Source organism: bacterium (assembly GCA_024228115.1).
Taxonomy (GTDB): domain Bacteria; phylum Myxococcota_A; class UBA9160; order UBA9160; family UBA6930.
The window spans coordinates 1-7,337 of record JAAETT010000027.1; the positions used below are offsets into that span (position 1 = coordinate 1).

Below are 7,337 nucleotides of genomic sequence, written 5' to 3' on the forward strand. Positions count from 1 at the left end.
CGCCGGAATTCGCGCTTCTGGCGACACGTAGCTGAACATCGCAGACTGGTCGTGATCGGTTCCGCGCATCTCTCACCCCCTGATCATGCGTGTACCAACCGATTGGCGGACCCGCACGGGGTTTTTCCGCAGCCTGCTAGAAGAGCTGGGCACCGATCATCCAGCGAGGCGGAAGATCGTGGATCTCGCAACGGCGGCGGAACGCGGGTCCGAGCTGACGAGCCAGATGCTCGCCTATGCGGGCCGTTCCACTCCGGAAACTCGCCCACGAGACATCTCGGAGATCGCTGCCGAAACCGCACGCCTGCTTGCCTCGAGCATTTCCAAGAAAGCGCACCTCACACTCGAACTCGAGCTTTCCGTGTGGGTCCCGGTCGATGCCGGGCAACTCCATCAAGTGGTGATGAACCTCGTCACGAACGCCTCCGATGCGCTGGGCGATGAGGAAGGCACGATCCAGGTGCGGACGGGGATCGGGGAGACGGCTCCCGATCCGGATGCGAACCAAAGGGCCTATCTCGAAGTGATCGACGATGGCGCCGGCATGGACGAGCAGACGGTTCGTGACATGTTCGACCCGTTCTTCGCGACCAAGTTCAGTGGGCGAGGCCTCGGGCTCGCAGCGGTGCACGGTATCGTGCGCAGCCACGGCGGCACGATCAGCGTGGACAGCGAGCCTGGCCGTGGAAGCCGGATACGGGTGCTGCTGCCAACCTGCTCTGCTCCGTTGGCGGAAGGCAGCCAGGCCGCGACCCAGACGGGCGATCGAGCGGTACCCGCGCGAAGTGCGACACTCCTGGTCGTCGATGACGAGGCGCAGGTACGCAATGTGACCCGAATGGCCCTAGAGCACCGGGGCTACAGCGTGATCGAAGCCAGCGACGGCCACGAGGCCCTGGCACTCATCGGCCAGCATCCTTCGATCGACGGGGTGGTGCTCGATCTGACCATGCCGCGCCTTTCCGGCGGGGAAACCCTGGAGGTACTCCGGGTAGGCCACCCGAATCTCCCGGTCTTGCTGGTCAGTGGCTACGAGGCGGTTCCCGGCACAACCCTCGATCCAGCCGGGCCTTCCGACTTCCTCCAGAAGCCCTTCCGTCCGGACGAGATCGCCGGAAAGGTCGCTGATTTGCTCCAGAACCAACCATCCTCCCCCAGGGGTGGCAGTTAGCGGCCCTTTTGCGCATCGGCTGCCTCCTCGCCGGCGCCAATCTTCACGGCTTTCCGTAACCTCCTGCGTTCGCCTGCCGACACACTGCATGGGATTGCTTTGGGCCCGCTCGCGCAGAGTGTGCGCGCGGCGAGCCGGGCTTCCCACTGCCCGACCCCTGCCTCAGCGGAGCACCCATGACCGTCCTTCTCGAAATCCTCTTCGTCGCCCTTCTCGCCATCGCAGTCGCGCGGCTCGCGCCCGAACCGTGGCGCGGCCGGGCCCTGAATCTGCTGAAGGCATGGGTGACGATCCGCGTCTTCTGGCTGCTCCTCGCCCACCCGGTGAAGATGGAAGACGGCTCCCATGTGGTCGCCCTTCAACTCATCTGGGACACGCTTGCGAATATCGACGCCACCACCTTCTGGACGTTCTGCGGTCTGGCGGCGGGAATCAAGTTCGTCGGCATCCTCGCTTCGATGCAGCGCTGGGTCGTTCTGCTGCGCGGCCAGAACATCGAGCTGCCGTTCCGTCACATCTTCGGCTCGTTCCTGATCGGCCGCTTCATCGGAACGTTCCTGCCGAGCACGGCGGGCCTGGATGGCTACACGCTCTACGACGCCGCGCGCTTCAGCGGACGTACCGTCGAGGTCACCGCCGCGAAGGCCCTCGAGAAGGTGATCGGCATTACCGGCATCTTCCTCTCCTTCATCGTCGCCCTGCCGGCCGGCATCGGCATGTTCTATTCGATCTTCGATCGAGGCACGGCGCACCTCGTCGCCGGCCTGGGCGTCACGATCTGCGCCGCCGTGATCGGCGGGTTGATGACCGTCATCTGGTTCCCGGGCATCGTGCAGTGGCTGATCGAGCACCTGCCGCTGCCGGGCAAGGCCCAGCTGGCGGGGATCGTGCGGCGCATCTCGGAATCTGCCGCAGCCTACAAGGACAAGAAGCGTCTGATCGTCCTGGCTCTCGCGCTTTCCTTCGTCGTCCACTTCACGACAGCGGCCATGTACTACTTCACCGCCGTCGCCATTTCCGCCACGGGCGCGGAGTTCTGGCCGATCGTCCTGGGCTCGTCACTCCAGATCCTCGCGACCGTGCTCTCGCCCTTCACGATCGCCGGCGAAGGCATCCGTGAGCTGGCCCAACTTGTGCTGCTCCAGAACATGATCGGCCCCGCCGCGGCCATCGTCTCCGCCGCGTTGGGCTTCTGGGCCGCCGAGGCCCTCACCCTGGCGGGCGGCTACTTCTGGTGGGTTCGACCGGCGGACTACACACCGGATTGGTGCCGCGTGAACGGCGAGCAGGTCGACTACGAAGAAGCAGCTCGCAACGCCGTGGCGCTCGAGACGGAAGAGGACCGTGCCGCCCGTGAAGCAGCGGGCGTCGCCGAGAGCGTGCCTCCCGGCGAGCGCGTTCGCCTCGGTGCCAGCTATGGCCTCGGCGCGGGCATCATCGGGGGGTTGTTGGTGGGATTGGGCGAAGTCCTCGCCATCGCCGCTGGCGGTTTCGGCACCGAAGCCCAGGTGCTCTGGTATGGACCGCTCGCCTACGCCGCTTTCTTCGGCGCTCTTTGCATGGTGGGCGGCATCGTGCTGGCCGTGCTGCCGATGAGCCGGGAAGAGATTCGCGGTTGGACTCCGGCCCTCGGCCTGCTGGCGACGGCGGTGCCGATCGGCCTCGCGGTGACCGTGTTCCGCCTGCGCCGCGACGTCTACGCGGAGCAGATGCCGCCCCTGCCGGTGCTAGGCGCCGTACTCGGCGGTTTCGCCCTGATCGGGCTCTTGCTCTTCGCGGTCGGTCCCCGGCTCTTCCGTGGGGGCGTCGGGAACCTCTTCAAACCGCTTCCGGCCCTCGGCCTCGCGGCTCTGCTCGGGATCGGTGGTGCCCTCGCCACGGGTGCAGTGGATCTGATCGAAACCGGCGGCGAAGCGCCGACCGTCATTCCGGCCCATCTCACGGAGCGGCCCAACCTGATCCTGGTGATGGTCGATACGCTTCGCGCCGACCACCTCTCTTGTTATGGCGGACCGGTCGAAACGCCGAACCTGTGTCGCATCGCGACCGATGGCGGAACCCTCTACGACGGCTTCAGTCACGCCTCATGGACCAAGCCGGCGACCGCGACCCTGCTCACCTCACTCGTGCCGACCAGCCACCAGGCCATGTCGAAGCCCTCGGCACTCGGCCCGGAGATCGACACCCTCGCCGAGCAACTCCAGGACCACGGATACGCCACGGGCGGCTTCGTTTCGAACACGAACCTGACCGAGAGCTTCGGCTTCGCCCAGGGCTTCGACGAATACAACTACCTCGGGCCCGACTACCTGTTCGGCGCCGAGGAATCCTCCTCGAAGCTGGTGATGTACCAGATCCTGCGACGCGTCTGGTTCGCCTTGCCTCTGGGCCTGCACTTCGGCGATTTCTACCAGGATTCGGAAGTGGTGAACGGCCACGCCATGCCGTGGCTGGCTCGCCATCGCGACGCGCGCTTCTTCCTCTTCCTGCACTACATGGATCCCCACGATCCCTACTTCGAGCATCCGTACAACGGCTACGGGATCGCACGGGCCTCGAACCAACATCCGCCGGCTTCGATGGCTGAGGAGATGCAGCGTCTCTACAAGCAGGAGATCGCCTACCTCGACGACAAGTTCGGCGAGCTGATCGCCCACCTCGAAGAGCTTGGCGTCTACGACGATACGGTGATCGCGCTGGTCGCCGACCACGGCGAGGAGTTCTACGAGCATGGCGGCTTCTGGCACGGGCTCACGCTCTACGAGGAGCAGATCCACGTGCCGCTCATGGTGAAGTGGGCCAAGGGCCAGCGCGGCTCCGGCCCCGATGCCCGAGCCCACGTGGCACGGTTGATCGATGTCGCGCCGACCCTTCTGCTGCAGGCAGGTGCCCAGCCCGTGGACGCCATGCAGGGCCAGGATCTGGCGATGGACCTCGCCACCCGCAGTGAAGCCGGACGCACCGTCTTTGCGGAAGAAGACCACGAAGGCAACGTCCTGCGTGCGATCCGGACGGGCCAGTGGAAGTGGATCGAGGCAGAAGAGGGAAACCCCCGAGGACTGCCCACGAACGAACTCTTCGACATGGTGTCAGATCGGGGAGAGACCACGAACCAAATCGAGGACGAGCCCGATGTGGCAGCCACGATGCGAAACCACGCCGAAGGCCAGTTGCACATGGCCGAGACCGGCAAGGTCGGCGAGGCCCAGGAGGCAAAGGTCTCTGCCGCCGAATGTGAGGCTCTCATGGCACTCGGATACGTCGAGAGCTGTGACGAGGGCGGGACTGCCACTCCGTGATACGCTCAGGCCCGGTGGCGGTCTGAGTCCAGGAATTTCCACATCTATGCGTGCCTTCCTCCTGATCGCGTTCCTCGCGAGCGTTTTCGTCACTCCTGCCTTCTCTGAGACCGGCACGGTGGATGCTTCACCGACCGCCAGACGGGCGGGTTCCCCGCAGCCTCCGGCGCGGGTCGATCTGACGATCTCCAGCCCCGCGCCCGGCGCTCGCGTCGAATCGAAGATGCATATGGCGGAGATCCGCGGCACGGCCACGGCCGGCGCGGACGGTCCCCGCGGCTTCGACGTCATGCTGGTGCTCGATGTCTCCCGCTCGACCCAGACCGCCTGCGGCGCGGACGTGGATGGCGACGGTGAGATCGGCGAAGACCCGCACCAGGGCCTGTATGCCCCCGGAGAGTTCCCGGACGACGTGTACTCGACGGATCCGGAGGACACGGTTCTCCACGCCGAAGTCCTCGCCGCACGCACGCTCGTCGAAGGCCTGGATTCCAAGCGGGTGAGGGTCGGGCTGATCACGTTCTCCGGCGAGGTGGACCCCACGACAGGCAAACGCCGCGCGCCGGAACAGCACGATGCGGAGCTGCGGGTTCCGCTCACCAACGACCACGGCAGCTTGCTGACGGCGCTCGACGACGTGCTGCGTGAAGGCCCGCATGGCGCGACCAACTTCGCCGCAGGGATCCGATTGGCCACCCAGGAGCTGGCCGGCATGTCGGGCGCAAAGAGCCGCCCAGCCGATCGCCACAAGAAGGTGATGTTGTTCTTGACCGACGGCATCCCGAGCTTCCCGGCCGGGCGCGCCGACACCCAGGATCCCGAGGACATGGAGGCGGCCGTACGCGCCGCGCGGGTTTCCCAGACCGCGGGCATTCGCATCAACAGCTTTGCCCTGGGGACCGATGCCCTCGCCAGGCCCAAGGCCGCGACCGAGATCGCGGCGGTGACCCTCGGCACGTTCACTCCGGTCATCGAACCGGCAGGCGTCGTAGCGGCGCTTCAGTCGGTCAACTTCGCGAACGTCGAGGATGTCGGTGTCGCGAATGTCACGACCGCGGAGGTTGCGACCGACGTTCACCTGAATCCGGACGGCAGCTTCGTCGCTTTCGTCCCGGTGAAGGTGGGGCAGAACCAGGTCATCGTCAGTGCACTCTCGTCCGAGGGCGCCGAGACGACCCGGGAACTCGTCTTCGACTTCTCGATCAAGGAAGCCGAAGATGCGGAGAAACAGCGGCAGCTGGCCCGGCTCAGGAAGATGTCGGATGAGATGGAGCGCTATCTCCTCGCCGAGGAAATCAAGCGCAAGCGCAACCGGGAGCGCATGGAGCGGGTAATGGATATCAAGGTCCGCGAGCGCAATCCGGGCGAATAGCCCGCCAAACGGGACCCCGGGTCCCGTTGACCTGCCCTCCCAAGGGCCGTACCCTCGACCCTTCGAGCGATCCTCAAAACACGGGTTGATTTCAGGCGCTTGCAGGACCCTCGGCTCGGACCCCAACGGGACCCGCACCCGAAGCTGCTAAGTGCCCTCCCCACAGAAAGCGGGAAGCCACATGGCAAAGCGTCCGGAAGCGCCGGGAACCTCCACCCAGGCCGTACACGCTGGGCAGCGCGATCGGGGCAAGAGCCATGCGCTCACGCCGCCGATCCACCAGACCTCCACCTTCTGGTTTCGCGATTCCGCCGAACTGCGCGAATACGCGGAAGGCCGGCTCGATCGCGACGAGTACGGCCGCTACAGCAACCCGAGCTGGCAGGTCGTCCAGGACAAGCTCTCGGAACTGGAAGGCGCGGAAGAAACCGTGCTGTTCAGCTCGGGGATGGCCGCAGCGACCAGCACCTTCCTGGCGCTGCTGCCGCGGGGCGGACACATCGTCGTCACGAACGATTGCTACCGGCGCACCCGCCAGTTCATCCAGCAATACCTGTCGAAGCTCGACGTGACGGCCACCGTCATCGAGCCCGCCGACACGGCGGCCCTGAAGGACGCGCTGCAAGACGACACGGTCTTCTTCTTCACCGAGAGCCCGACCAACCCCTACCTGCGCGTGATCGACCTGCCCGAGGCCGCGCGCATTTGTCACGAGCGCGGCGTGAAGGTGATCATCGACGGCACGTTCGCCACGCCGATCAACCACCGCCCACTGGAACAGGGCGCGGATCTCGTGATCCACAGCGCGACGAAGTATCTCGGCGGACACAACGATCTCATCGCAGGCACCATCTCGGGTTCGGCAGAAGAGATCGCTCCCGTGCGCGAAGCTTGCGGCGTGCTGGGCGGGATCCTCGATCCCCACGCCGCCTACCTGCTGCTGCGCGGAATGAAGACGCTCTCCCTGCGCATGGAACGCCACAACGCCAACGGCCTGGCCGTGGCACGCTGGCTCGAAGGCCAGCCGAAGGTACGAAAGGTCTGGTACCCGGGCCTCGAAAGCCATCCCGACCACGAGGTGGCCAGCCGGCTCATGCAGGGCTTCGCCGGCGTCGTCACCTTCGAAATCGACGGCGACCTCGAGGACGCGATCCGCTTCACCGATGCCTGCCGCCTGCCCTACATCGCCCCGAGCCTGGGCGGCGTGGAAACCCTGGTCGAGATGCCGGTACTGATGTCCTACTGGGACTACCCGGCCGAGGAGCGACAGGCCTACGGGATCACGGATTCGCTGATCCGTCTCGCCTGCGGAGTCGAGGATGTCGACGATCTGATCGCAGATCTATCGCAGGCGCTCTAGCCCCAATCCGTCGTTGTGAGGTGAACGCCGGACATTGAAATGGCCCTGTGAGTGTGAGATGAAGGAGTTACAAGGCTTCTCCACCGACACCCAACAAGGCCACTTCAGTGCGATTGATTCAAGGCTCTATTCGGA

Annotated in this window: 4 protein-coding genes; all 4 read left to right on the plus strand. The window is 65.5% G+C overall.

From position 1 onward, the window contains the following. Nucleotides 1-178: 178 nt before the first annotated feature. The 4 genes from GY937_00805 to GY937_00820 all read left to right on the plus strand — a co-directional run bounded on the left by GY937_00805 (nucleotide 179) and on the right by GY937_00820 (nucleotide 7,202). A complete protein-coding gene (locus tag GY937_00805; protein MCP5055244.1) occupies nucleotides 179-1,171 on the plus strand; it encodes a response regulator in 993 nt (330 codons plus the stop codon). A 176-nt stretch (nucleotides 1,172-1,347) separates the two neighbouring features. After that, the gene (locus GY937_00810) at nucleotides 1,348-4,470 is read left to right on the plus strand and encodes a sulfatase-like hydrolase/transferase (protein ID MCP5055245.1); all 3,123 of its coding nucleotides are present in this window, start codon (nucleotides 1,348-1,350) and stop codon (nucleotides 4,468-4,470) included. Between the two features lie 46 nt (nucleotides 4,471-4,516). Then, nucleotides 4,517-5,842: a VWA domain-containing protein gene (locus tag GY937_00815; GenBank protein ID MCP5055246.1), complete on the plus strand. Its 1,326-nt coding sequence runs from the start codon at nucleotides 4,517-4,519 to the stop codon at nucleotides 5,840-5,842. Nucleotides 5,843-6,023: 181 nt separating this feature from the next. Next, nucleotides 6,024-7,202 (plus strand): aminotransferase class I/II-fold pyridoxal phosphate-dependent enzyme, encoded by a 1,179-nt coding sequence (locus tag GY937_00820; GenBank protein ID MCP5055247.1) that lies wholly within the window; start codon nucleotides 6,024-6,026, stop codon nucleotides 7,200-7,202. Nucleotides 7,203-7,337: the final 135 nt, after the last annotated feature.

Coding starts and splice junctions, on each gene's coding strand:
- GY937_00810 (MCP5055245.1), top strand. CDS start 1,348: ATGACCGTCCTTCTCGAAATCCTCTTCGTCGCCCTTCTCGCCATCGCA.
- GY937_00815 (MCP5055246.1), top strand. CDS start 4,517: ATGCGTGCCTTCCTCCTGATCGCGTTCCTCGCGAGCGTTTTCGTCACT.
- GY937_00820 (MCP5055247.1), top strand. CDS start 6,024: ATGGCAAAGCGTCCGGAAGCGCCGGGAACCTCCACCCAGGCCGTACAC.